The sequence below is a fragment of the Roseicyclus salinarum genome, assembly GCF_029624655.1.
Lineage (GTDB): Bacteria > Pseudomonadota > Alphaproteobacteria > Rhodobacterales > Rhodobacteraceae > Roseibacterium > Roseibacterium salinarum.
The window spans coordinates 157,378-180,485 of the sequence record NZ_JARRSA010000006.1; the positions used below are offsets into that span (position 1 = coordinate 157,378).

Sequence of the window (23,108 nt, forward strand, 5' to 3'; positions counted from 1 at the left end):
TGCGCCTAGAACTCCTGCCAGAGCGACAGCGACAGGCCCACGGTGTCGCTTCCGCTGACGCCCGCGTGCATTCCGGCCTGCACGGACGTCCCCTCGCGCAGGGCGAAGACGACCGAGGGCCGCGCGGTGACGACCATCTCGGCGCCCGGCCATTCCTCGGCCTTCATGGCGAGGATGCCGCGCGCACGTTCGGTCAGGTTCAGCCCCAGCGTGACCTCCGACTGCCAGATCGGGTCCTGTCCGCTTGTGTCGGCAAGCATCATCGCGTCCACCGCGATCCAGCCGCCGCGATGGCCGAAGGTGCCCCCCGGCCGCGCCTCCCACGGGCCGAAGCCCAGCCCGAGCGACGCGCCGATCCGGGCGAGGTTGCGCCGCTCCTGCCCCTCCACGGCCCGGGTGCCAAGCCCCGTGTCGAGCGCGACCTGCCACGCGCTGTCGGGCGCGGTCAGGGTGCGGCGCAGAAACACCACGACCATCCGCGAGACCTCGCCCCCGGTGATGTCCACGCCCGCCGTCAGGCGGTAGCCGAGGCCGAGTTCGCCATAGGCCGAGAGCGTTCGTTCGGGTTCCAGGACGCCGAGCATCAGAGCCGTGCGCGTCTCTTCCCCGCTTATGCCGAAGGACAGGAACCCCTCGCCCGCCTCCCGCGCCCATGGCCCGGCCGTGGCGCCAGTCCCGGCAAGCAGGAGGGCCGCGCAGGCGGCGGCGGTCCGCGCGGCCCTTCGGCGGCGCCTGCATCGGGTGCGGATGTCGGGAATCGTGGCGGCAGGGCAACGCATCGCCAAAGAATGCCGGTGGCGTGGTTAAGGAAACCCTAATGCGATCGGCAATATCTTGCGCATGGACCCCGCCTCGGGCAGCGTTGTTCCCTGCCATAGCTCTGCCTGGGGAGGAGATGACATGGCCCTCGTGGATCCGCTCGACGAAGCGGACATGGAGCCTGCGCTTTACGAACACGTCCGGTTCTTCAAGGGGCCGCTGGGCGTGATCCCGAATTCCGTGCGGACCATGGCCCACCGCGCGCCGATCGCGCGCGCCTTCACCGATCTCAACATCGCCGTGATGACCGACTACGGGTCCGTCACGCCCGAGTTCAAGCGGCTCATCGGCTACGTCTCGAGCTTCGCGTCGGGCTGCATGTATTGCCAGGCGCACATGATCCTCGCCTCCGAGCGGTTCGGCGCGTCCGAGGAACGGCTGGCCGATGTCTTCGATTTCGAGGGCAGCGCCCATTTCACCGACGCCGAGAAGGCCGCGCTCGCCTTCGCGCAGGCCGCGACCGCCGTGCCCAACGCCGTGACCGAGGAGGTGGGCGCGCGCCTGAAGGCGCATTGGCCGCCCGAGGCCATCGTCGAGATCATGGGCGTCGTGGCGCTGTTCGGCTACCTCAACCGCTGGAACGATTCGATGGGCTCCGCGCTCGAGGACCTGCCCACCGAGAAGGGCGAGGCGCGCCTGGCCGAGGCCACGGGCTGGAGCGTGGGAAAGCACCGATGAGCGGCGAGCTGACCGGACATGTGCGCGCGGCGCTGGCCGAGCGGCTGGCGGGGCGGCCCGACAGGATGGGCTATTTCTGCGCGCCGTTCCGGCCGGCCTCGGGCCCGCTGTCGGGAAAGGTTCTCAAGCCTTTCCGCACCGGGCGCGACCCCGAACTGCTCGAACAGCTGGCGCGGCGGCACGAAACCTATCTCGACTGCCTGTCCCGGGCCGGGCTGACCCTGCCCGAGACGCGGCTTCTGCTGCTGCACGAAAACGGCGTCCTGCGCCCCGTCGTCGTGCAGGACGCCGTCCCCGACCATGCGCTTCTGTCCCACCTTCTGCCCGGCGCGGCCCAGGAGGATGCGATGGCCATGCTGGAGGCCGTGGCGAACGCGATCTGTGGCTTCTGGTCGGGCGTCGCGCAGCGGCCCGAGCGGGTCGGACTTCACGCGACGGTGCACAACTTCGCGCTGGACGCCGAGGCCGGACCCGTTTTCCTCGACACCTTTCCGCCCCTCATCGGCTACGACCGCGAGGACATGGGCCGCCTTCTGATGCGCTTCTCGGAATCGGGGCTGATCCGCGGGATCGGCGCGCTTCTGCCCGGCCGCGTGCGCGAGATCCAGGATCCTTGGTATACGCTTCCGGGCAATCTGGGGCTTCTGATCGAGGGAGCGTTGAAGCTGCGGCCGCAGGACCTTCCCGCGATCCTCGGGTGGGCCGAGGGCTTCGCGGCGCAGAAGCTGCAGGCCTCGGACCGCTCCGCGCTTCTGACGGCGCTGTCCCGGCCCCGGCCGCGCGTCGGCGCCGAGCGCGCGTCGCGGCGGTTCGGCATCGGTCTCCGCCCGAATGTCTGAGGCGGCGTCCGGGCCGGGCCCGGACATGAAGATCGTGCTGGTGGCCCCCGAGATCCCCGGCAACACCGGCACCATCGGCCGCACCTGCGTCGCGCTCGACATGGAGCTGATCCTGATCAGGCCCTACGGATTCGAGCTTTCGGACAAGACGGTGCGGCGCGCCGGTCTCGACTACTGGAAGCACGTCCGGTTGAGCGAATACGACAGCTGGGAGGCGTTCGTCGCGGACCGCGCGCCGACCGCGGACAGGCTCTTCCTGTTCGAGGACGACGGCGCGGCCGGCACGGTCTACGACCCCGACTACCCTTTGGGCGCCTACCTCGTCTTCGGGCGCGAGACTGTCGGCCTGCCCGATGACATCCTCGCCGAACATGCCGGCCGCACGTTCCGCTTGCCGATGCGCAGCCCGCACATCCGGTCGCTCAACCTCGCCAACGCGGTCACGGCCGTCGCCTATCAGGCGATGCGGCCCTGGCTGGAATGACCCGGAACCGGCCCGCGCAGGCTTCGGCGTCTGGCCATTGCGCCGCGGCGCGCTAAACTGGGCTAGGTCATCATCGGCCGGGGGACGTTCGATGCAACCTGTCTTCGCATTCGCTGCCGCCGAGGGCGGCGCAGTCAGGATCAACTGGATCGCCGTCAGCGCGGGGCTGATCGGGATGTCGCTGGCCGCGTCCTTCCTCACCTCGGACCGGGGCGCGCAGCGGACGGGCGCGGCGGTGTCGAGCCATGTCACCGAAGGCCAGTTCGAGGATGCGGCAGGGACGGGGGCCGACGCGCCCGCGGAGGCGGTCGATTGACCCGCCCGGTTCACGCCCGGCTGGCCGCGGCCCCCGCGCGGCGCTAGGCTCGATGCGGGAGGAACCCGAAACATGCCCCAAATATCGCAGGACGCCAGCCTTCAGACCGTGATCACGACCTTCGACACAGCGCCCGGCAATTGCGCCGACCTCATGGACGAGCTGAGCGCGGCCTACGCGGAATTCATCTCGCGGCAGCCGGGTTTCATCTCGGCCGCGCTGCATGTGAACGACGCGCAGACGCGGGTCGCAAACTACAGCCAGTGGGCCAGCCGCGAGGATTTCAAGACCATGCTCAGAAGCGACGAGATGCGCGCGCGCAACCGCCGGATCAACGCGCTCTGCCGCAGTTTCGAGCCCGTGATGTACGACGTCTTCGCCACGCACGACCGCCCCTGAGCCAGTTGCCCCTCATGAAGAAAAAGACCGACGCCAAGCCTGATGGCGACGCCGCGCAAGTCCGGGGACGGGACGGGACCGCCGCGGACCGTCCCGCCGGCCTCGACGCCGAGGTGCGCGCGCTCCGCGAGGAGCTGGCACACCTGCGCCGCCATCGCATGTTCGTCATCTACCAATCGGTGCCGCGCGTCCTGCTCCTGCGGTTCGCGACCGGGATGGCGGCGGGCTTCGGCACGGTCGTCGGCGCGACGCTTCTGCTGTCCGTGATCGTCTGGGCGCTGAGTCAGGTGGAGTTCGTGCCGATCATCGGCGACTGGGCGGTCCGCATCTCGGACGAGATCGAGGCGGCGCTCGGCAACGGGAACTAGGGCGCAGCAGGCAGGACGTAGGCCTCAACGAGGAGGGATTCGACCGGGTGCGTGCCGACCCGCTCGGCCCCGTCGAGCCACGCGGGCGCACGGGCCGAGACCTCCGCATCGACGAGGATCCCGACGGGCCTCGCGGCGCGGGCGACGGCCTCGGCGGCGGCGTCCTGCCCGAAGACGTAGGCGTGCGGCCGGTCGAGCGCCCACGAGAACGTGCCGCGGTAGATGTCCACGACGACGACCGGCGCGTCCGGGGGCAGCGCGGCCTCCAGCATCGCGACCGCCGGGCCGGGGTCGAGCCAGCGGTCGAGATCATCGCTCAGCGTGGCCTTGAGGCCGGTGAACATGACGGCCGTTGCCGCGATCACGGCGAGGACGCGCAACCGGCCCTTGACCGCCACGGCAAGCGCGAGGACCGCCGCCGCCGCAAGGCCCCAGATGGCGAAACCCCGCAGGCTGCCGGCGCTGGCGTGCTGCAGCGCGTCGGCCAGCCATGGCGCGTCGTTCGACGCCCCCCACAGCAGTGCGCCGAAAAGACCGGCCAGGGCCATGGCCGCCACGGCCATCGCCGCGCGTGGCGCCCAGGGCGCGCGCGCCTCGGCCCGGTCCAGCGCGATGGCGAGGCAGAGCGTCAGGGGCGGCAGGACGGGAAAGAGATACTTGGCGCTCTTCTGTGCGACCGACTGCATCACCACCAGCGCCACGATCGTGTAGATCGCCCAGAGGACGACGCCCCGATCACGCCCCGCGCCCGCACCGCGAAGCGCCGGGGCGAGCACCAGCCACGGCAGCAGCACCAGCGGCAGCGCGTAGATGTAGGTCGTCCACGGCTTGCGCCCGTCGACGGAATTCAGCGCGCGTTCGACCAGCTGCACCTCGGCGATGTTGACGAGGGCAGGCCAGCCGAACTCGGCCAGAAGCGCCAGGAACCACACCCCGACAAGCGCCGCGGCCACAAGCAGCGACAGCGCGAAGCCGCCGGACCGCAGCCGCCGCGCGCGCCCCGTGAGGAGCGCCGCCGCGACCGCGCCGCCGATGGGAAAGACGATGCCGAACGGCCCCTTGATCAGCACGGCCAGCCCCGCAAGCGCGCCACCGGCGACGAACCAGCGCAGCGGCCGCTCGTCCTCGAGCGCGCGGGCATAGGCCGCAAAGGACAGCACGATCGCGCCCGCGAACAGCGGATCCATGCGCAGCGTCAGCGCGTAGAACGCCACGAACGGCAGCGACAGGAGGATCAGGCCGGCCCGTTCCGCCACACGCTCGGCCGTGCCGAGCCAGCGAAGCGCGACATGGGCCGCGATGGCGAACAGAAGGACCGTCACCGCGTTGACGGCGAGGAAGGCGGCGGGCGACGGGCCGCCGGCCAGCTCGGCGCCCGCGCGCAGGCCCATGAAATAGACCGGGCCCTTGTCGAGGTAGGGCTCGCCCGCGATGGTCTGCGTCAGCCATGCGCCGCGCGCCATCATCTCGTTCACGATGCCGCCGTAGCGGACTTCGTCGCGGTAGAAGAGCTCGCGCGCGGCAATGAAGGGCAGGGTGTAGGCCGCGACCGCAAGCGCGTAGAGGCCGGCGGCGCCCGCTCCGATGGGCAGTCTCGAGGTCCGGGGATCGGGCATGGCGAAGCGTGCTCTTTGCTGCCGGCATTCGGGGTTCGCAGGCCGGTCTACGCGCCCCGCGCTCCGGTTCAAGGGCGCGCGCGATGTCTTGCCGCCCCTTCCGTGCCGTGGTTACCATCTTGCCACGCAACAGGTGGAGTAACGATCGTGAAATGCCCCGTGGATGGAACGACCCTCGTCATGACGGACCGCCAGGGCGTCGAGATCGACTATTGCCCGCAATGCCGGGGCGTCTGGCTGGATCGGGGCGAGCTGGACAAGATCATCGAGCGGTCCGCGCCCGCCCACGCCGCGCCACCGCCCATGGCCCCGTCGCGCGGATACGACGACGGCGACCGCGCGCCGCGCAAGAAGCGGCGCGGCTCGTTCCTGGACGACATCTTCGATTTCTGAGCCGGGCGCGCGTCGTTCGATGTGACGCGGGCCTCGGCGAGTCGCCCGATCGCCAGTGCGGGCGCCGTCCCGTGCGGCGAAGCGGGCCGAAAGCGCGACTCAAGCCGCCTTCAAGACTGTGACGCCGGAACTTCCGCCACGTCTTTCGTGCGTTAAAATCCCTTGAAATCAGGCACATTCACGGTTTCTGCGCGACTGTCATGAGACTGTTACAAAACTGTTCAAGAACCGTCACGGAGCCTCGGTAGGCAGCGCGGCGAGGGTGCCTCGCGCCCTGGACAAAATCCATGGAGTAGACATGTCCCATCTGAAGCTTTCCACGGCTGCAGCCGCCATCCTGGCGGTCTCGGCGGTCGCCGCCTCCGCACAGTCGCGCGACACGGTGCAGATCGCCGGTTCCTCGACCGTGCTGCCCTACGCCACGATCGTCGCCGAGGCGTTCGGCGAGAACTTCGACTTCCCGACCCCCGTCGTCGAATCGGGCGGCTCGTCCACCGGCCTGCGCCGGTTCTGCGAAGGCGTCGGCGAGAACACGACCGACATCGCCAACGCGTCGCGCTCGATCCGCGAGTCCGAGATCGCGACCTGCGCCGAGAACGGCGTGACCGACATCATCGAAGTGCGCTTCGGCTATGACGGCATCGTCTTCGCCTCCGACATCGACGGCCCGTCCTTCGCCTTCACCCCGTCGGACTGGTACCTCGCGCTGGCCGCGAACCTGCCCGTCGACGGTGCGATGGTCGCGAACCCGAACACCTCGTGGTCGGACGTGAACGCGGACCTGGCCGACCAGGAAATCGCCGCCTACATCCCCGGCACGCGCCACGGCACCCGTGAGGTCTTCGAGGAGAACGTGATCCTCGTCGGCTGCGAGGACACCGGCTCGCTTCAGGCGATGCTCGACATGGGCATGGACGAGGACGCCGCCGAGGAGGCCTGCCTCGAGATCCGCGCCGACGGCGTGTCGACCGACATCGACGGCGACTACACCGAGACGCTCGCGCGCATCAACGCGAACCCCGAGGGCATCGGCGTGTTCGGCCTTGCGTTCTACGAGAACAACACCGACCGCCTTCAGGTCGCCACGATGTCCGGCATCGAGCCGACGGTGGACACCATCGCTTCGGGCGAATATCCCGTCTCGCGCCCACTGTTCTTCTACATCAAGGCGGCGCATCTCGACGTGATCCCCGGCCTTCAGGAATATGCCGAGTTCTTCGTGTCCGACGACATCGCAGGCCCCTTCGGCCCGCTGGCGGCCTATGGCCTCGTCGCCGACCCCGAGCTTGCGGAAACGCAGCGCGTGGTGTCCGAGCGCGTCACGATGGATCAGATGTGATCTCGGCCTGAGGTCACCCCAACACCGGCGGGGCCGCGCGACGCGGCCCCGCCTTTCGCACTAGACCGGGCTTTCCCCATGCCGCTTCTCTGGATCGTCTCCATCGTTCTCGCGCTCGGCGCCGCCGGCTACGTGCTCGGCCGCCGCAAGGCGATCGCAAGCGCAGGCGGCGATGCGCGGCGGCTGCATTCGCTTCCGGGGTATTACGGGGCCAACGCCTTCATCCTCGCGACCGTGCCCGCGCTTCTGGTTCTGGCCGTCTGGCTGATCATCCAGCCCCTCGTGATCGAGCGGTCCGTGACCTCCCTCATCCCCGACAGCGCGATCTCCGAGACCGGGACGCGCGGCCTCGTCATGACCGAGGTGCGGCGCCTTGCCGAAGGGATCGACACCGCCATCCAGCGCGGTGCCCTGACCCAGGACGAGGCACGCAACCTCAGCAGCGAGGCCACCGACATCCGTGGCCGCCTCGGCGAAGCGGGCGTGGCGCTTGGCACCGAGGTGTCCGCCCCCGTCCTGCGCGCCGCCCAGGAATACCGGGCGATGACCGCGACGGGCACTGCGGCGATGACGGGCGTCGTCCTGCTTCTGTCTGCGATCGGCCTCGGCTATGCCTACTCGCGCACGCACGAGGAATTCCGCGCGCGCAACTCCGTCGAATACGCGATCCTCGCGATCCTGCTTCTGGCGTCCACCATCGCGATCCTGACGACGGTGGGCATCGTGCTGTCGATGCTGTTCGAGACGTTCAATTTCTTCGAGCTCTACCCCTGGCAGCAGTTCTTCTTCGGCCTCGAGTGGCGCCCGAGCTTCGAGGGCGGGTCCGACCTTGGGCTTATCCCGCTTCTGTGGGGCACGCTCTACATTTCGGTGATCGCGCTTCTGGTCTCGGTGCCGGTCGGCCTCTTTGCGGCGATCTACATGGCGGAATACGCCTCAAGCAGGGTCCGCTCCTTCGCCAAGCCGATGATCGAGATCCTCGCGGGCATCCCCACCATCGTCTACGGCCTCTTCGCGCTGATCACGGTCGGCCCGCTCCTGCGCGACTACTTCGCCGAGCCGCTGGGCCTCGGCAATTCCTCGTCGAGCGTGATGACGGCCGGCATCGTCATGGGGGTCATGCTGATCCCCTTCGTCTCCTCGCTGTCCGATGACATCATCAACGCCGTGCCGCAGTCCCTGCGCGACGGCTCCTACGGGCTAGGCGCCACGCAGTCCGAGACGATCAAGCAGGTGATCCTGCCCGCCGCCCTTCCTGGCATCGTCGGCGCGATCCTTCTGGCGGCCTCGCGCGCCATCGGCGAGACCATGATCGTCGTGCTCGGAGCGGGCGCGGCCGCCCGGCTCAGCCTCAACCCGTTCGAGGCGATGACGACGGTGACGGTGAAGATCGTGGGCCAGCTTACGGGCGACACGAACTTCGAGAGCCCCGAGGCGCTGGTGGCCTTCGCGCTCGGCCTCACGCTTTTCGTCATCACGCTCGGGCTGAACGTCCTCGCCCTCTACATCGTCCGCAAGTACCGGGAGCAGTACGAATGACCGACGCCACCGTCCCGGACGCGCCTCGTCCGAAGAAGGCGGGATCGCTGCTGGCGCAGGACGAGCGCACGCGCCGCCGCAACAAGTCCGAGGCGCGTTTCCGCGCCTACGGCATGGCGGCCGTGACGGTGGGCGTGCTGGCGCTGATCCTGCTTCTGATCTCGATCCTGTCGAACGGGGCAAGCGCGTTCCGGCAGACCTTCATCTCGTTTCCCGTCGCGCTCGAGGCCGACCGGCTGGACCCCGAGGGCAACCGCGACCCCGCCGAAATGGCGCGCGTGACGACGTTCGGCTACCTGCCGGTGCTGGCGCAGGCCTTCGCCGATCATGTCGAGGCGCAGGGCATCGAGCATGACGTGCCGCTGCGCGACATCGCCGGCATGATCTCGGAGGAGGCCCCGGCGCGGCTTCGCGCGCAGGTCCTCGCCAACCCCGACCTCGTCGGGCAGACCATCGAGGTGGAGATCCTTGCCGGCGGACGGATCGACGGCTTCTTCAAGGGCCGCGTCACCATGGCCTCGGCCGAGCGCGACAGCAACGTGACCCCCGAGCAGCTGCTGCTGGCGCAGGCGCTGGCCGAGCGCGGCGACATCGTCACCCGCTTCAACTGGTCGTTCATCACCGCGCCTGACGCTTCGGGCCAGCGGCCCGAGGCGGCCGGCCTCGGCGTCGCGATCATCGGCTCGCTCTACATGATGCTCGTGGTGCTGGCCCTCGCGCTGCCGATCGGCGTCGCGGCCTCGATCTACCTCGAGGAATTCGCGCCGAGAAACCGGTTCACGGACCTGATCGAGGTGAACATCTCGAACCTCGCCGCCGTGCCGTCCATCGTGTTCGGCATCCTCGGCCTCGCCATCTTCATCAACTTCGCGGGCCTGCCGCAATCGGCGCCGATCGTGGGCGGCCTCGTGCTGACGCTGATGACGCTGCCGACGATCATCATCGCCACCCGCGCGAGCCTGCGCGCGGTGCCGCCGTCGATCCGGCAGGCGGCGCTGGGCCTCGGCGCGTCGAAGATGCAGAGCGTGTTCCACCACGTCCTGCCGCTGGCCGCGCCCGGCATCCTCACCGGAACGATCATCGGCCTCGCGCAGGCGCTGGGCGAGACCGCGCCGCTTCTGCTGATCGGCATGGTGGCCTTCGTGCGCGAGTTCCCCGCGCCGCCCCCCGAGGGCCTTTTCGACGCGGCCTCCGCGCTTCCCGTGCAGGTCTACAACTGGACGCAGCGATCCGACCCAGGCTTTGTCGAGAGGGCCTCGGGCGCGATCATCGTGCTGCTCGTCTTCCTGATTTTCATGAACGCTCTCGCCATTCTCCTTCGTCGCCGGTTCGAGCGCAGGTGGTAAGGGTCATGGAGGATACCAATATGAACGACATGCGGATTGCGGGGCGGGACGTGGACGAACTCGACATCAAGATGAAGGCGCGCGGTGTCGACGTCTTCTACGGCGACACGCACGCGATCAGGAACGTGGACGTGGACATCCAGGACAAGACCGTGACGGCCTTCATCGGTCCCTCGGGCTGCGGCAAGTCCACCTTCCTGCGCTGCCTGAACCGGATGAACGACACCATCGACATCGCCCGCGTCACCGGCGAGATCACCCTCGACGGCGAGGACATCTACGACAAGCGCGTGGACCCGGTGCAGCTGCGCGCCAAGGTCGGCATGGTCTTCCAGAAGCCCAACCCGTTCCCCAAGTCGATCTACGACAACGTGGCCTACGGCCCGCGCATCCACGGCCTGTCCTCGAACAAGGCCGACCTCGACCGGATCGTAGAGAAGTCGCTGCGCCGCGCCGCGCTGTGGGAAGAGGTGAAGGACCGGCTCCAGGCCCCCGGCACCGGCCTGTCGGGTGGCCAGCAGCAGCGCCTGTGCATCGCGCGGGCCGTCGCCACCAACCCCGAGGTCCTGCTGATGGACGAGCCGTGCTCGGCGCTCGACCCCATCGCGACGGCGCAGGTCGAGGAACTCATCGACGAGCTGCGTTCGCGGTTCTCGGTCGTCATCGTCACGCACTCGATGCAGCAGGCCGCCCGCGTCAGCCAGAAGACGGCGTTCTTCCACCTGGGCGAGCTGGTCGAATACGACGACACCTCGAAGATCTTCACCAATCCCGACGATCCGCGCACCGAAAGCTACATCACCGGCCGGATCGGCTGACCCTCATTCCAGGACGTCCTCCATGGCCCCCACCGAACACATCGTCTCAGGCTTCGACCGCGACCTCGAAGGCATCCAGGCCAAGATCATGCGCATGGGCGGTCTGGTCGAGGATGCCATCGCCAAGTCCGCGCAGGCCTTCGAGGCGCGCGACCCCGAGCTTGCGCGCGAAGTGCGCAACGGCGACGTCGCGATCGACGCGCTCGACGACCAGATCAACGAGGAGGCCGCGCGCATCATCGCTCAGCGCCAGCCCATCGCGTCGGACCTGCGCACGGTGCTGTCGGTCTTCCGCATCTCCAACAACCTCGAGCGGATCGGCGACTACGCCAAGAACATCGCCAAGCGGTCCGAGGCCATCATGGACCAGCCTCCCGTCACAGGCACGGGCGCCTCGCTCCGGCGGATGGCGCGGCAGGTCGAGCTGATGCTGAAGGACGTCCTGGACGCCTACATCCAGCACGACGCCGACAAGGCGATGGACGTGCGCGAGCGCGATCTGGAGGTCGACCAGATGTATTCGGCGCTGTTCCGCGAATACCTGACCTTCATGATGGAGGACCCGCGCAACATCACCACCTGCATGCACCTGCATTTCATGGCCAAGAACATCGAGCGCATGGGCGACCACGCGACCTCGATCGCCGAGCAGGTGATCTACATGGTCACGGGCGACGCGCCGGACGAGGAGCGTCCCAAGCACACGACCGTGCCCGCGCCCGACGGCGCGCCGCCCAGGTCGTGACGGAGGCCTGAGGGATGGCCGGCGAACCCCTGATCCTCGTGGTCGAGGACGAACCCGCGCAACGCGAGGTCCTTGCCTACAACATCCGCGCCGAGGGCTACGAGGTGATGACCGCCGAGGCGGGCGACGAGGCCCTCGTGATCGTGCGCGAGACCCCGCCCGACGTCGTCATCCTCGACTGGATGCTGCCCAACGTCTCGGGCATCGAGGTGTGCCGCCAGCTCAAGATGTCCGGCGACACCGCGCGCATCCCGGTCATCATGCTGTCCGCCCGCTCCGAGGAGACGGACAAGGTCCGCGGTCTCGAGACGGGGGCGGACGACTATGTGGTGAAGCCCTATTCGATCGCCGAGCTTCTCGCGCGCCTGCGCACGCAGCTGCGGCGCACCCGGCCCGCCACCGTGGGCGAGCGGCTGGAATTCGAGGACATCCTCGTGGATCTGGCCGAGCACCGCGTCTACCGCGACGGCATCAGCCTGAGCCTCGGGCCGACCGAGTTCCGCCTGCTGACCGCCTTCATGGAGCGCCCCGGCCGCGTCTGGAGCCGCGAGCAGCTTCTCGACCGGGTCTGGGGCCGTGATATCTACGTCGACAGCCGCACTGTGGACGTGCATGTGGGACGACTTCGCAAGGCGCTGAGGGCGGCCGATGCGGGCGACCCGATCCGCACCGTGCGGGGTGCCGGCTACGCGCTTGGCTGAGACCTCCGCCTCCGCGCGCGCCCGCCCCGCGGGCGCCGTGGCGGATGCGGACGCGCCGGGGGTCCTTGGCCTTTCCGCCGGGTTCCAGCCCGCGCTCCGTCCGTTCCTCGCCGCGCACGGCGCCGTCCTTCCCGGTCTTGCCCTCATGGACAGTCCCGAGGCGCTGATCGCGAGCGTCGCCGAAGCGCGGCCCGACTACGTCCTGATGGCCAGCGCCGACACGCCCCCGGCCTTCCTGTCGCGCGTGGCCGCGGCGTCCCGCACAGCGAGCATCGGCGTTCTTCTGCTGGACGACGGCGAGGGACGAAGCTGGGACCTTCCGCCGGGCGTCATCGCCGACCATGTCGCGCCGCGCGACACGGAGGCGGAGGTCGTCCTGACGCTGCGGGCGCTGATGCGCAGGTGCCGGCCGCAAGCGATGGCGGGGCGGATCGCGCATGGCGATCTGGTGCTCGACGAGGGCTGCCTGACCTTCGCGATCCGCGGCGCGGCCACGGCCCTCAGCCTCGAGACCTTCGGGGTGATCGGCGCGATGATGGACGACCCAGGCGCGGTATGGGACCGCGGACGGCTTCACGCCCTCGTCTTCGGGCGCAGGTCGCGCAACGACATCCGCGCCATCGATACCCGCGTGAGCCGCGCGCGGCGCCATCTGGTCGCGGCACTGGGTCTCGATCCGATCCGCACGGTGCGTGGCGTGGGCTATGCGCTGGTTCCCGGCCCCGCGCGCCTCATGCCGCCGGAGCGGTGAGGCAGGCGCGGAACGCCGCCACCTCGGGAGCCGCCCCGGCAAGATCGAAGGCGGCCTGCGAGACGCCTGCGACCGCGACCGCGGCTGAATTGAACTCCAGCCCGTCGAGGACGTTTCCGAATCCCCGGTCCGTCACCGTCAGCGTCCGTCCGCCGTCCGACAGGACATGCCGCGTGGTCGAGATCGTGCCCGACGCCGCGCCGATGAAGCGGATCTCGAAGAACGCCGCCTCGGGCCATGGCGCGTCGCGGGTGAGGGCGATGGTATAGAGGGGCAGGGCCGGGTCGTAGGTCAGGCGCACCTCGCCCGCCTCGCCCGAATGCTCCAGCGTGCACAGCCGCCCCTCGACGCCCGCCTGCCAGGCATGGGCGGGAAACTGCGCCAGGATCACCAGGAGCGCGAGGCCTGCGATGCGTCTCGTCATGCCTTGGTTATGGCGCGGCGCGGGCTTTGGGCAAGGGCGTGGCCCGCGCACATGAGTTGACTGGGCCAACCAATGCGACGAACCTGAGGGTATCGCAGCAAAGGGAGGAACACGATGGCACGAATGGCATTCACCCTCGCGGCCGCGCTCGGCGTCTCGCTGGCCGGGGCCGCATCGGCCGAACCGGTCGGCATCACCTCCGACATGATGTCGGTGACGGTCGAGACGGCGAGCGGCCCGGTCGAGATCATGCGCGAACAGGACAACGACGCGCGGCTCGAAGGCGACTGGTCCCTGACGTCGCGGCCCTGTCCGGTGTTCTGCATCCAGCCGATGATCCCCGCCGAGGGCGTCACCCCGGTGGGCGAGCTGGAGGTCCTTGCCGCCTTGCAGGACCCCGGCACGCTGGTCATCGACGGCCGCATCACGCCGGAATTCGAGGCCGGGACCATTCCGGGCGCGATCTCGATGCCCTACAACGAGGCCGAGGCCCGGCTGGGCGAGCTGGGCTGCACGATCGACTTCGACGGCTGGATCTGCGAGGGCGATCTTCCGCAGGTCGTCCTGTTCTGCAACGGCCCGTGGTGCGGGCAGTCGCCCACCGCGGCCCGCAACATGATCGATGCGGGCTTCCCGGCGGAAAACATCTCCTACTACCGGGGCGGGATGCAGAACTGGAACATGCTGGGGCTGACCGTGGTGCCGGGCGATCTTTCGGTGATCCCCGCGCAATGATCCCGGCCCGATAGGGCGCAAGGACCGCCGGGCGTCCGTTCCCGGCCGGCTGGCGGTCCGGCCTTATTCAGATCCGAAGCGAAAGGGCGCGTTTCCGTGTCACCGATCCTTCTGGGCTTGCTCGGCAGTCTTGCCGCCGGGTCCATGACGGCCGCGGGCGCGGTGCCCGTCCTTTTCGGGCGTATGCCGGGGCGCGCGATGCGCGACCTTTCGCTCGGCTTCGCCGCGGGGGTGATGCTGGCGGCGTCTTTCTTCTCGCTGATCCTTCCCGCGCTCGATGCGGCGGCCGAGGATTTCTCGGGCGCGGTGCCGGCGGCGATCGTCTGCGCCGGGATCCTTCTCGGCATGGGGGGCGTCCACCTGATGAACGAGCTTCTCCCGCACGAGCATTTCCGGTCCGGCCGCGAGGGTCCCGAGGGGGCGTCGCTCAGGCGGATCTGGCTGTTCGTCATCGCGATCACGATCCACAACTTCCCCGAGGGCCTCGCCGTGGGCGTGGGCTTCGGCGCCAAGGGCTTCGAGGGTGGCCTGCCGCTTGCGATGGGCATCGGGCTGCAGAACATGCCCGAGGGGCTGGCCGTCGCGGTGGCGCTGCTGGGCGAGGGCTATCCCAGGCGGCGCGCCTTCCTCATCGCCGCGCTGACGGGCATGGTCGAGCCGATCGGCGGCGTCCTGGGCGCGGGCGTGATCGTGGTGTCCGAGCCGCTCCTGCCCTGGGGCCTCGCCTTCGCGGCGGGGGCGATGCTGTACGTCATCAGCCACGAGATCATCCCCGAGACGCACCGCGCCGGGCACCAGAACCTTGCCACGACGGGCCTGGCCGTGGGGCTTGTGGTGATGCTGTTCCTCGACGTCTGGCTGGGCGTCTAGGCGCGCGCCGCCACGCGGAAGGGCACGCGGCCGTCGGGGCCGGGCGGTCCCGCCTCGACGCTCCAGCATTTCGCCGGCATCTTCGCACCCTTCGCCGTCTCGTGCGCCTCGAGGCCAAGACGGCCGCCGCGAAGCCATCCCGCCACGCGGGTGCCGTCGGCGAAGGCAAGCGTCACCGGCCCGTCGCGCAGCGGCGCCTCGGCGTGGCCGCGCGCTCCGGGGAAGAGGTGGCTGTGCGTCGCGCTCAGGGCGAGGGGGGCATCCATGACCCAAGCCTACCACCGCGCGCAGCGTCGCGGGAACGTTCCGCCGCGTTCCACGGTTGATCGGGGCGGCACAACCGGAGAGACGACATGGAAGCCTTTTTCGACGTGGTGGGCGCGGCGGCCCTGATCTTCCTCATCCTGATCGGCGCGGTGGCGGGCTATATCGCAAGCCGCGTCACGCTCGGACCGACGGCGCTTTATGTCTCGGTGGGGATCGTGGCGGCGGTCGCGGCGCCCTTCGTGCTTGCGGCCCTCGGCCTCACGGCGCTGGCGGCGGGCGGACTGATCCTGATCCTCGCGCTCGGGACGGCCTTCTCGATTGTGGTGCTGGCGATCGTCGCGGGCCTGAGGCGCGACGCGAAGCGGTGAGGGGCAGGGCCCAAGGCAGGCCCTGCAAGACGGGGATCGCGCAGCATCCGCCTGTCCATTGCGTGGCGGGACCGGCCGTGGCCCACCAGCTTTTCGCGGCCATGGGGCAGGCTCACCTCGCCCGCCGCGCCTTGCCTCCGCGCTGGCCCGGGCGGCCTGCCGTGCTTCGGCCGCCCGCCTTCGATCCGGCCTCCACCGCCGCCTCGACGGCGGATTGCCGTGCCAGCGGATCGTCCGCGACGGCAAGCTCCACCGTCTCCAGCCGCTTGACCTCGTCGCGGAGACGCGCGGCCTCCTCGAATTCGAGGTTCTCGGCAGCCTTGCGCATCTTCTCGCGCAGGCCGTCCAGATGCGCCTGCAGGTTCGCGCCAACCAGCGGCTTGTCGACCTTCGCCGTCACCCGGTTCATGTCCACGTCGCCCTGGTAGACGCCCGCCAGGATGTCCTCGACGTTCTTGCGGATCGTGGCCGGCGTGATGCCGTGCTTCTCGTTGTATTCCATCTGCTTGGCGCGCCTGCGGTCGGTCTCGCGCATGGCGCGTTCCATCGAGCCGGTGATGCGGTCGGCATACATGATGACACGCCCCTCGGCATTCCGCGCCGCCCGGCCGATGGTCTGGATCAGCGAGGTCTCCGATCGCAGGAACCCCTCCTTGTCGGCATCGAGAATGGCCACCAGACCGCATTCGGGAATGTCGAGCCCCTCGCGCAGCAGGTTGATGCCCACGAGGACGTCGAAAGCCCCGAGGCGCAGGTCGCGCAGGATCTCGATCCTCTCGAGCGTGTCGATGTCGGAGTGCATGTAGCGCACGCGGATGCCCTGTTCGTGCAGGTATTCCGTCAGGTCCTCGGCCATGCGCTTCGTCAGCACCGTGGCGAGCACGCGGTAGCCCTTCTCGGCGGTCTTGCGGATCTCGTCGAGCAGGTCGTCCACCTGCATCTCCACGGGACGGATCTCGACCTGCGGGTCGATCAGGCCGGTGGGGCGGATCACCTGTTCGGTGAAGACGCCGCCCGACTGCTCCAGCTCCCAGTCCGAGGGGGTGGCCGACACGAAGACCGATTGCGGGCGCATCGCGTCCCATTCCTCGAACTTCAGGGGGCGGTTGTCCATGCACGAGGGCAGGCGGAAGCCGTGTTCGGCCAGCGTGAACTTGCGCCGGTAGTCGCCGCGATACATGCCGCCGATCTGCGGCACCGAGACGTGGCTTTCATCGGCGAAGACGATGGCGTTGTCGGGAATGTATTCGAACAGCGTCGGCGGCGGCTCGCCCGGCGCGCGTCCCGTCAAATAGCGCGAATAGTTCTCGATCCCGTTGCAGGCGCCGGTGGCCTCCAGCATCTCGAGGTCGAAATTCGTGCGCTGTTCCAGCCGCTGCGCCTCGAGAAGCTTGCCCTCGCCCACAAGTTGTTCGAGCCGCTGCGCAAGTTCGGCCTTGATGCCCTTCATCGCCTGCTGGAGCGTCGGGCGCGGCGTGACGTAGTGGGAGTTGGCGTAGATGCGGATGCGCTCGAACGTGTCGGTCTTCTGCCCGGTGAGCGGATCGAACTCGGTGATGCCTTCAAGCTCCTCGCCAAAGAAGGACAGCCGCCACGCCCGGTCCTCGAGGTGGGCGGGCCAGACCTCGAGGCTGTCGCCGCGCACCCGGAAGCTGCCGCGCTGGAAGGCCTGGTCGTTGCGGCGGTATTGCTGGGCCACCAGGTCTGCCATGACGCGGCGCTGGTCGTAGTCGCGGCCGGCGTGCAGGTCCTGCGTCATCGCTCCGTAGGTCTCGACCGAGCCGATGCCGTAGATGCACGAGACTGAGGCCACGATGATCACGTCGTCGCGTTCCAGAAGCGCGCGGGTGGCCGAGTGGCGCATCCGGTCGATCTGCTCGTTGATCTGGCTTTCCTTCTCGATGTAGGTGTCCGAGCGCGGAACGTAGGCCTCGGGCTGGTAGTAGTCGTAGTAGCTGACGAAGTACTCGACCGCGTTTTCCGGGAAGAAGCCCCTGAACTCGCCGTAAAGCTGGGCGGCCAGCGTCTTGTTGGGCGCGAGGATGATGGCGGGGCGCTGCGTCTCCTCGATGACCTTGGCCATCGTGAAGGTCTTGCCTGTGCCCGTCGCCCCCAGCAGCACCTGGTTGCGGTCGAGATCGCGGATCCCCTGCGACAGCTCGGCGATGGCCGTGGGCTGGTCGCCCGCGGGCTCGTATTCGGAATTCATCACGAAAGGCCTGCCGCCTTCCGTCTTCAGCCGCTCGCGGAGCGCGGCCACGGGACGGCCCGTATCGGGCATCTGTTCTGGCGAGTTGTTGTGCATCGACCACCTCCGGACCCTCTTAGAATGATCGCATTTTGTTCACCTTCAAGGGGTGGGCGGCGTCGCAGGCCGCGGACCCGCCTTGCGTCCTCAAAAGGTTAACAAATCCTTCACGGGGCCCGGGTGCCCTTTACAACTTTAGGGCGAATAAATTGTTGCCATTCGTGCCTGCGTTGTTCTACATTTCAGGGGCAAGCAGCAGAAGCGGTTGCCGGCGCGGGTCGATCATCCACCACCCCTCGCTCCCTCGATCCGGGCCGGCAATCCACTGACGCGGCCGCCGCCGCCGCCCGCGACAGGTTGGCGATTGAAAACGCGCGCCACGATCCGCATAAAGCCGTCAGCGAAACGAGAGGTTGCCCCATGCGCGCGCGCATCTATCGCCCGGCGAAATCCGCCATGTCCTCGGGCATGGCAAAGACCCGCGAATGGGTCCTGGAGTTCGCGTCCGAAAGCCCCCGTCAGATCGACCCCCTGATGGGGTGGACCAGCTCGTCGGACATGAACAGCCAGGTCAGGCTGCATTTCGACACGCTTGAGGCCGCGAAGGACTATGCCGCCGATCACGGGATCGACGCCGTCGTGGTCCAGCCCAAGACGCGCAAGCCCAACATCCGGCCGCGCGGCTATGGCGAGAATTTCGCGACCAACCGCCGGGGTCAGTGGACGCACTAGGCGGTCCGCCTTCCAGCACGCATCCTGTCACGCATCCGGCAGGCGCGCCCCTGAGCGCGCGCTTTCCGGGTCCCCTGCGGTCCTTCAGGCCGCGACGACGGCCGTATGCGAATCGGCGACACGCGCCACGCGGTTCCGGCCGCCCTGCTTGGCCGCGTACATCGCCATGTCCGCGGCCTCCATGAGCGTCTCCCGCGGAACCGCCGTGATCGGCGCATGGGCGACACCGACGGACACGGTGACGCGCCTGTTCTCGACGATCAACTGGTTGGCGACCTCGGCGCGGATGCGTTCGGCCACCGCAAGCGCGACGTCCTCGGAGACGCCGGGCAGGTAAAGCGCGAATTCCTCGCCGCCGAGCCTCGCCAGCACGTCGTCGCTGCGCGCCAGACTCGAGGCGATGCGCGCAAAGGCCCGCAACGCGTCATCCCCGGCCGCGTGTCCCAACGCGTCGTTCAGCATCTTGAAGCGATCGAGGTCGAAGAACAGGATCGCGCCGAACGCGGGATCGGGCACCAGCCTCTCGAAGCCCCTCCGATTGAGAAGGCCGGTCAGATGATCGATCTCGGCGGAGGCCGCGGCCAGCTCGATCTGGCGTTCCATTCCCCGGATCAGGCTGTTGACGCTGCGCATCAGGCTGCCCAGTTCGTCCTTGTAGTCCTCGGGCAGCTGCTCGATGTGGCGTCGGTCCACGACTGCGGCCATCGTCGCCTCGATCTCGCGAAGCGGTGCAAGAATGACCCCCAGCGCGAAAATCGTGACGACCGTTCCCAGCAGCGTCGCCCCGAGCACGACCGCGATCAGGTCGTAGCGTCCGGAGAAGCCGCTGATCGCGACGAGGTAGCCGATGAAGCCGAGGAGGGGCACATGAACCCCGAGAAACGCGATGCAGGCGACCTTGGCGCGGAAGCTCCGTGGAAAGACGCGCGACATGAAATGATACAGGTTCATGGTAACTCCAGCACTTTTTGCGGACACGACAATTGTCTCGAATCCGTCTTTTCTTGGGCCAAGCCGCGCCCCGGTTGGGGCCTCGACCCTTTCGGCGGCCGGTGTGGCGCGACCAATCGGCGCGACGCGGCCGGACCGGTTTTCGAGTTGTCGGCAGGCCGGTTTCGCGGGATCTTGCCAACACCTTGTTGTGGAATGGCGTTCGGGATGGATCGAGACGGCGGCGCACAGACGTCCGGGGGATTGCGCGTCGGGATACTGGCCTTCGACGCGGCGGGGCTCGAGGCGCTGATGGCGCATCACGCGGCCCATTCGGCCGCGCATTACCCCGAAAGCAATCATGGAATGGATGCCGCGGCGCTGGAAGCAGCGGACGTGCGCCTGTTCGGCGGCTGGGCGGCGGGGCGTCTGGTCGCGATGGGTGGCTACGTTCCGATCGCCCCGGACGAGGCCGAGGTGAAATCCATGCACGTCCTGCAGGAGGCGCGCGGGACCGGCGCGGGGCGCGCGATCCTCGATGCGATCGTGCAGGCCGCCCGGCGCGAGGGCGTCGCGCGCCTCCGGCTCGAGACCGGCAGCGGCCCGGCCTCGGCTCCGGCGCGCGCACTTTACGCAAGGTCGGGCTTCGTCGAGACGCCGCCCTTCGGCGCCTACGCGCCCGACCCGCAAAGCGTCTTCATGTGCCGCGACCTCTGAGCTCCGCGTGCCCGTGGACGCGGCGTCCCGGCTTCGCTAAACGGAACCCAAGCGGCCCCTTAGCTCAACTGGATAGAGCAGCTGACTTCTAATCAGCAGGTTGAGGGTTCGAGTCCTTCAGGGGTCGCCATGTGTCCCGTCCGTGCGTCGAGGCCGCTGACCGCGTTCCAGAAGATCTCGGCGGCCGGGCTCATCCTGCGGTCGGGATTGCAGATCATGTGCAGGTTGCGGCGTGTCTCGGGGTCCGTCGGGCGGCAGAACCCGAGGTCGGCGCCAAGCGTCCGGACCACGCTTTCGGGCAGGATCGTCGCGCCCAGCCCCTGCCGAACGAAGCACAGAAGCGCGGTCGTGTTCGCCGCCTGCAGGTTGCAGCCGGACGCAAGCCGGGCGATGCCCGCGTTGGCGACAAGACCGAACAGCGGGTTCACGATCAGGGGCTCGCTGTCCAGCAGGTCCCATGACGGCGCGGCGCGGGCCGCGGCGAGGCGCCGTGCGATGGCGCCGCCTGGAAGAAAGACGATGCCGAGCGTGTCGCTTGCGATCGCGACGCCGTCCGTCCGAACCTCGTCATCGGCGGTCAGGATGCCGATGTCGGCCTCGTCGAAGCGGATGCGCCGCCGCACCGCCGCACTGTCGACGTCGCTGATCTCGAGGCGGACATCTGCGTGGCGGGCGCGAAAGGACGCGATCACCGGTGGCAACAGTGTCGCGATCGCCGAGGGCACGGACGCGACGCGGACGGTGCCGCCGCTGGATTTCGCCAGCCGCGTGATCGCCTCGCTGCTGTTGTTGAAGACGTCCGTGGCGCGGATCGCCTCGGCCAGGATCAGTTCGCCGAGCCGGGTCAGGCGGTTCTTCCGGTCCGTCTCGAACAGCCTTGCGCCGACGTTGTCCTCCAGTTGCGCAAGCATCATCGACACCGCCGAGGGCGTCCGGTTCAGGACCTTCGCGGCCTCGCTGAGCGAGCCGCGTTCGGCCACGACGCGAAAGACGCGCAGCATGTCCAGCTTGATCGCCAATTTCAGAAATCCTGAAATTTCTTTCAATACTTCAAGATTGTCTGAATAATTCACCCCTGTCTATGGTTTTCCTCGATTGCGAATGAGGGAAATCCGGATGACGCGGGCGAACGGCCTTTTCATTGATGGTGCCTGGTGCGGCGGCGCGTCGGAGATCGAGAACCGCAACCCCTCCGACCTGTCGGACCTGATCGGGCACTACGCGCAGGCCGACGCCGCGCAGCTGGACGCCGCGATCGCGGCGGCCCGCGCGGCGCAGCCGCTGTGGCAGGCCGCCGGCATCCAGAAGCGGCACGACGCGCTCATGGCGATCGGCACCGAGCTGATGGCGCGCGCCGACGAGATCGGCCGGCTGCTCTCGCGCGAGGAGGGCAAGCCGCTGGCGGAAGGCCGCGGCGAGGTCTACCGCGCCGGCCAGTTCTTCACCTATTTCGCGGCCGAGGTCCTTCGCAACCAAGGCGATCTTGCCGAAAGCGTGCGGCCCGGCGTGGAGATCGACGTGCGGCGCGAACCGGTGGGCGTGGTGGCGATCATCAGCCCGTGGAACTTTCCGGTCGCTACGCCCGCGTGGAAGATCGCGCCGGCGCTTGCCTTCGGAAACGCCGTGGTCTGGAAGCCCGCGAACCAGACGCCCGCGAGCGCCGTGGCGCTGACCGAGATCATCGCGCGGCAGGACCTGCCGGCCGGCGTCTTCAACCTCGTCATGGGGCCGGGGGGCGGTGTGGGGCAGCGCCTTGCAGAAAGCCCCGGGATCGACGCGATCAGCTTCACCGGGTCGGTGCCCGTTGGCCGGCAGATCGCCGCCGCAGCCATCGGCAACATGACGAAGATGCAGATGGAGATGGGTTCGAAGAACCCGATGATCGTGATGGACGACGCCGATCTCGATCTGGCCGTCGCCCATGCCTGCAACGCGGCTTTCGGCGGCACGGGGCAGAAATGCACGGCAGCCTCGCGCCTGATCGTGCATGACGCCGTCCACGACGCCTTCGTGGACAGGCTCGTGGCGGCGGCCAGCGCGCTTCGCGTGGGCCATGCGCTGGAAGACGGCACGCAGGTCGGCCCGGTGGTGTCCGGCGCGCAGTTGACGCAGAACCTCGACTACATCGCGGCAGGCAAGGCCGAAGGGGCCGAGCTTCTGTGCGGCGGCGACCGTCCGGAGATGCCGGCCGAGGGTCACTACATGGCGCCCGCCGTTTTCGCGGGCACCACGAACGACATGCGGATCAACCGCGAGGAAATGTTCGCGCCGATCACCTGCGTCCTGCGCGCCGGCAGCTACGGCGAGGCGCTGGCCATCGCCAACGACACGCCCTTCGGGCTGACCGCGGGCATCATGACGCGTTCGCTGGCGCGGGCAGCGCACTTCCGCGCCAACATGCGCGCGGGCTGCGTCATGGTGAACCTGCCGACCGCGGGCACCGACTACCACGTTCCCTTCGGCGGGCGGGGCGCGTCGTCCTACGGGCCGCGCGAACAGGGCCGCTACGCCGCCGAGTTCTACACCACCGTGAAGACCGCATACGTCGCGGCGGGGGCGCCGGAATGACCGGCCTCGCCGCCATGCGCATCGACGCCCTGCAATACGCCAACTGGTCCGGGAAGGTCTTTCGCCAGATGCGCGAGGGGGGCGTGGACGCGGTGCAC

At 68.8% G+C, this 23,108-nt stretch carries 27 protein-coding genes and 1 tRNA gene; 21 read left to right on the forward strand and 7 right to left on the reverse strand.

Going from position 1 to position 23,108, the window contains the following annotated elements; genetic code table 11:
* Positions 1-5 precede the first annotated feature (5 nt).
* On the reverse strand, positions 6-779 hold the full coding sequence (locus P6F26_RS05895) for a hypothetical protein (RefSeq protein ID WP_278027727.1): 774 nt from the start codon (positions 777-779) through the stop codon (positions 6-8).
* 121 nt (positions 780-900) lie between these two features.
* Here P6F26_RS05895 and P6F26_RS05900 point away from each other — a divergent pair, with 121 nt between their 5' ends.
* From P6F26_RS05900 to P6F26_RS05925, 6 genes are all read left to right on the forward strand, one after another.
* A complete protein-coding gene (locus P6F26_RS05900) occupies positions 901-1,497 on the forward strand; it encodes a carboxymuconolactone decarboxylase family protein (RefSeq protein ID WP_278027728.1) in 597 nt (198 codons plus the stop codon).
* Positions 1,494-2,336 carry a DUF6206 family protein gene (locus tag P6F26_RS05905; RefSeq protein ID WP_278027729.1) on the forward strand — a complete coding sequence of 281 codons (843 nt, stop codon included), beginning with the start codon at positions 1,494-1,496 and terminating at the stop codon, positions 2,334-2,336. Before P6F26_RS05900 ends, P6F26_RS05905 begins: the two co-directional genes overlap by 4 nt.
* A 25-nt stretch (positions 2,337-2,361) precedes the next feature.
* Entirely contained in the window at positions 2,362-2,820 is a 459-nt protein-coding gene (locus P6F26_RS05910; RefSeq protein ID WP_278027730.1) for a tRNA (cytidine(34)-2'-O)-methyltransferase, read from the forward strand.
* A 91-nt stretch (positions 2,821-2,911) separates the two neighbouring features.
* Positions 2,912-3,136 carry a hypothetical protein gene (locus tag P6F26_RS05915; protein ID WP_278027731.1) on the forward strand — a complete coding sequence of 75 codons (225 nt, stop codon included), beginning with the start codon at positions 2,912-2,914 and terminating at the stop codon, positions 3,134-3,136.
* Between the two features lie 72 nt (positions 3,137-3,208).
* Positions 3,209-3,535, forward strand: coding sequence for an antibiotic biosynthesis monooxygenase family protein (locus P6F26_RS05920; RefSeq protein WP_278027732.1), 327 nt, complete (start codon positions 3,209-3,211; stop codon positions 3,533-3,535).
* Positions 3,536-3,549: 14 nt separating this feature from the next.
* On the forward strand, positions 3,550-3,903 hold the full coding sequence (locus tag P6F26_RS05925) for a DUF5665 domain-containing protein (RefSeq protein ID WP_278027733.1): 354 nt from the start codon (positions 3,550-3,552) through the stop codon (positions 3,901-3,903).
* Here P6F26_RS05925 and P6F26_RS05930 read toward each other — a convergent pair.
* A complete protein-coding gene (locus P6F26_RS05930; RefSeq protein WP_278027734.1) occupies positions 3,900-5,519 on the reverse strand; it encodes an ArnT family glycosyltransferase in 1,620 nt (539 codons plus the stop codon). The two genes, P6F26_RS05925 and P6F26_RS05930, sit on opposite strands and share 4 nt — an antisense overlap.
* A gap of 147 nt (positions 5,520-5,666) precedes the next feature.
* Between P6F26_RS05930 and P6F26_RS05935 the strand changes: the two genes are divergently transcribed.
* The 8 genes from P6F26_RS05935 (at position 5,667) to P6F26_RS05970 (ending at position 13,151) form a co-directional block, all read left to right on the forward strand.
* The gene (locus P6F26_RS05935) at positions 5,667-5,912 is read left to right on the forward strand and encodes a TFIIB-type zinc ribbon-containing protein (RefSeq protein ID WP_278027735.1); all 246 of its coding nucleotides are present in this window, start codon (positions 5,667-5,669) and stop codon (positions 5,910-5,912) included.
* Positions 5,913-6,210: 298 nt separating this feature from the next.
* Positions 6,211-7,251, forward strand: coding sequence for a substrate-binding domain-containing protein (locus P6F26_RS05940; protein WP_278027736.1), 1,041 nt, complete (start codon positions 6,211-6,213; stop codon positions 7,249-7,251).
* Between the two features lie 78 nt (positions 7,252-7,329).
* Complete coding sequence (gene pstC / locus P6F26_RS05945) at positions 7,330-8,790, forward strand: phosphate ABC transporter permease subunit PstC (RefSeq protein ID WP_278027737.1); 1,461 nt, start codon at positions 7,330-7,332, stop codon at positions 8,788-8,790.
* The gene (pstA, locus tag P6F26_RS05950; RefSeq protein ID WP_278027738.1) at positions 8,787-10,136 is read left to right on the forward strand and encodes a phosphate ABC transporter permease PstA; all 1,350 of its coding nucleotides are present in this window, start codon (positions 8,787-8,789) and stop codon (positions 10,134-10,136) included. Before pstC ends, pstA begins: the two co-directional genes overlap by 4 nt.
* A 29-nt stretch (positions 10,137-10,165) precedes the next feature.
* On the forward strand, positions 10,166-10,954 hold the full coding sequence (pstB, locus tag P6F26_RS05955; protein WP_430736723.1) for a phosphate ABC transporter ATP-binding protein PstB: 789 nt from the start codon (positions 10,166-10,168) through the stop codon (positions 10,952-10,954).
* A 22-nt stretch (positions 10,955-10,976) separates the two neighbouring features.
* The gene (phoU, locus tag P6F26_RS05960; RefSeq protein ID WP_278027739.1) at positions 10,977-11,699 is read left to right on the forward strand and encodes a phosphate signaling complex protein PhoU; all 723 of its coding nucleotides are present in this window, start codon (positions 10,977-10,979) and stop codon (positions 11,697-11,699) included.
* Positions 11,700-11,713: 14 nt separating this feature from the next.
* Entirely contained in the window at positions 11,714-12,400 is a 687-nt protein-coding gene (gene phoB / locus P6F26_RS05965) for a phosphate regulon transcriptional regulator PhoB (protein ID WP_278027740.1), read from the forward strand.
* The gene (locus P6F26_RS05970) at positions 12,393-13,151 is read left to right on the forward strand and encodes a winged helix-turn-helix transcriptional regulator (RefSeq protein WP_278027741.1); all 759 of its coding nucleotides are present in this window, start codon (positions 12,393-12,395) and stop codon (positions 13,149-13,151) included. The genes phoB and P6F26_RS05970 overlap by 8 nt, the downstream gene beginning before the upstream one ends.
* Here P6F26_RS05970 and P6F26_RS05975 read toward each other — a convergent pair.
* The gene (locus tag P6F26_RS05975) at positions 13,132-13,575 is read right to left on the reverse strand and encodes a hypothetical protein (protein WP_278027742.1); all 444 of its coding nucleotides are present in this window, start codon (positions 13,573-13,575) and stop codon (positions 13,132-13,134) included. The two genes, P6F26_RS05970 and P6F26_RS05975, sit on opposite strands and share 20 nt — an antisense overlap.
* A gap of 114 nt (positions 13,576-13,689) precedes the next feature.
* On the opposite strand from P6F26_RS05975, the gene P6F26_RS05980 reads away from it, so the two are divergent.
* Together P6F26_RS05980 and P6F26_RS05985 are read left to right on the forward strand one after the other, a co-directional pair.
* Positions 13,690-14,310: a rhodanese-like domain-containing protein gene (locus tag P6F26_RS05980; protein WP_278027743.1), complete on the forward strand. Its 621-nt coding sequence runs from the start codon at positions 13,690-13,692 to the stop codon at positions 14,308-14,310.
* A 144-nt stretch (positions 14,311-14,454) separates the two neighbouring features.
* Positions 14,455-15,180: a ZIP family metal transporter gene (locus P6F26_RS05985; protein WP_278027757.1), complete on the forward strand. Its 726-nt coding sequence runs from the start codon at positions 14,455-14,457 to the stop codon at positions 15,178-15,180.
* Here the strand turns inward: P6F26_RS05985 and P6F26_RS05990 are convergent.
* A complete protein-coding gene (locus P6F26_RS05990) occupies positions 15,177-15,446 on the reverse strand; it encodes a hypothetical protein (RefSeq protein ID WP_278027744.1) in 270 nt (89 codons plus the stop codon). The two genes, P6F26_RS05985 and P6F26_RS05990, sit on opposite strands and share 4 nt — an antisense overlap.
* Before the next feature lie 87 nt (positions 15,447-15,533).
* Here P6F26_RS05990 and P6F26_RS05995 point away from each other — a divergent pair, with 87 nt between their 5' ends.
* The gene (locus P6F26_RS05995; RefSeq protein ID WP_278027745.1) at positions 15,534-15,815 is read left to right on the forward strand and encodes a GlsB/YeaQ/YmgE family stress response membrane protein; all 282 of its coding nucleotides are present in this window, start codon (positions 15,534-15,536) and stop codon (positions 15,813-15,815) included.
* Between the two features lie 112 nt (positions 15,816-15,927).
* On the opposite strand, the gene uvrB is transcribed toward P6F26_RS05995, so the two are convergent.
* Positions 15,928-18,120 (reverse strand): excinuclease ABC subunit UvrB, encoded by a 2,193-nt coding sequence (gene uvrB / locus P6F26_RS06000; protein WP_278027746.1) that lies wholly within the window; start codon positions 18,118-18,120, stop codon positions 15,928-15,930.
* Positions 18,121-18,483: 363 nt separating this feature from the next.
* Here uvrB and P6F26_RS06005 point away from each other — a divergent pair, with 363 nt between their 5' ends.
* Positions 18,484-18,795, forward strand: a complete 312-nt coding sequence (locus tag P6F26_RS06005; RefSeq protein ID WP_278027747.1) for an ETC complex I subunit — start codon at positions 18,484-18,486, stop codon at positions 18,793-18,795.
* Between the two features lie 84 nt (positions 18,796-18,879).
* Here the strand turns inward: P6F26_RS06005 and P6F26_RS06010 are convergent, their stop codons facing one another.
* Positions 18,880-19,746, reverse strand: coding sequence for a diguanylate cyclase domain-containing protein (locus tag P6F26_RS06010; protein WP_278027748.1), 867 nt, complete (start codon positions 19,744-19,746; stop codon positions 18,880-18,882).
* A gap of 207 nt (positions 19,747-19,953) precedes the next feature.
* On the opposite strand from P6F26_RS06010, the gene P6F26_RS06015 reads away from it, so the two are divergent.
* On the forward strand, positions 19,954-20,442 hold the full coding sequence (locus P6F26_RS06015; RefSeq protein WP_278027749.1) for a GNAT family N-acetyltransferase: 489 nt from the start codon (positions 19,954-19,956) through the stop codon (positions 20,440-20,442).
* 53 nt (positions 20,443-20,495) lie between these two features.
* Positions 20,496-20,572 (forward strand) — tRNA-Arg (locus P6F26_RS06020).
* On the opposite strand, the gene P6F26_RS06025 is transcribed toward P6F26_RS06020, so the two are convergent.
* A complete protein-coding gene (locus P6F26_RS06025; protein ID WP_278027750.1) occupies positions 20,535-21,461 on the reverse strand; it encodes a LysR family transcriptional regulator in 927 nt (308 codons plus the stop codon). The two genes, P6F26_RS06020 and P6F26_RS06025, sit on opposite strands and share 38 nt — an antisense overlap.
* A gap of 97 nt (positions 21,462-21,558) precedes the next feature.
* Between P6F26_RS06025 and P6F26_RS06030 the strand changes: the two genes are divergently transcribed.
* Complete coding sequence (locus tag P6F26_RS06030; protein WP_278027751.1) at positions 21,559-23,010, forward strand: aldehyde dehydrogenase family protein; 1,452 nt, start codon at positions 21,559-21,561, stop codon at positions 23,008-23,010.
* Positions 23,011-23,108 lie beyond the last annotated feature (98 nt).